The organism is Gilliamella sp. Pas-s27 (assembly GCF_009795865.1).
Lineage (GTDB): Bacteria > Pseudomonadota > Gammaproteobacteria > Enterobacterales > Orbaceae > Gilliamella.
In genome coordinates, this window is record NZ_WTEW01000081.1 from 1 (window position 1) to 1,178 (window position 1,178).

At 41.8% G+C, this 1,178-nt stretch carries 1 protein-coding gene; it reads right to left on the reverse strand.

Going from position 1 to position 1,178, the window contains the following annotated elements; genetic code table 11:
- On the reverse strand, positions 1-1,178 hold a 1,178-nt coding region (gene tuf / locus GQ589_RS11745), incomplete at its 3' end, for an elongation factor Tu (protein WP_160401752.1).

Here is a 1,178-nt window from a genome sequence, read left to right on the forward strand (position 1 = left end):
ATAACTTTAGCAACCACACCAGCACCAACAGTACGACCACCTTCACGAATCGCAAAACGTAAACCTTCTGCCATCGCGATTGGGTGAATTAATGATACTGTCATTTTGATGTTATCACCAGGCATTACCATTTCTACGCCTTCTGGTAATTCGATAGTACCAGTTACGTCAGTTGTACGGAAGTAGAACTGTGGACGATAACCTTTGAAGAATGGAGTGTGACGACCACCTTCATCTTTACTTAAGATATACACTTCTGATTCGAAATCAGTATGTGGAGTGATTGAACCTGGTTTTGCAAGTACTTGACCACGTTCGATTTCTTCACGTTTTGTACCACGTAGTAATACACCAACGTTTTCACCCGCACGACCTTCGTCAAGTAATTTACGGAACATTTCAACACCAGTACAAGTTGTTTTTGTAGTTGGTTTGATACCAACGATTTCAACTTCTTCACCAACTTTGATGATACCACGTTCAACACGACCCGTTACTACTGTACCACGACCTGAAATTGAGAATACGTCTTCAATTGGTAATAGGAATGGTTTGTCGATATCACGCTCTGGTTCTGGAATGTATGTATCTAATGCTTCTGCTAATTCAACAATTTTGTCTTCCCATGCTGCTTCGCCTTCTAACGCTTTAAGCGCTGAACCACGAATTACTGGCGTGTCATCACCTGGGAAATCGTATTGAGATAGAAGTTCACGTACTTCCATTTCAACTAATTCTAATAACTCTTCGTCATCAACCATATCACATTTGTTTAAGAATACGATGATGTAAGGAACACCTACTTGACGACCTAAAAGGATGTGCTCACGAGTTTGTGGCATAGGACCATCAGTTGCTGCTACTACTAAGATAGCACCGTCCATTTGTGCTGCACCAGTGATCATGTTTTTAACATAGTCAGCATGGCCTGGGCAGTCTACGTGCGCGTAGTGGCGAGTTGGTGTGTCGTATTCAACGTGTGAAGTGTTGATGGTGATACCACGTGCTTTTTCTTCTGGTGCGTTATCGATTTGATCGAATGCACGAGCTTGACCACCAAATTTTTTAGCAAGTACAGAAGTAATTGCAGCAGTTAAAGTTGTTTTACCATGGTCAACGTGGCCGATTGTACCAACGTTAACGTGGGGTTTTGTACGTTCAAATTTTTCTTTAGACAT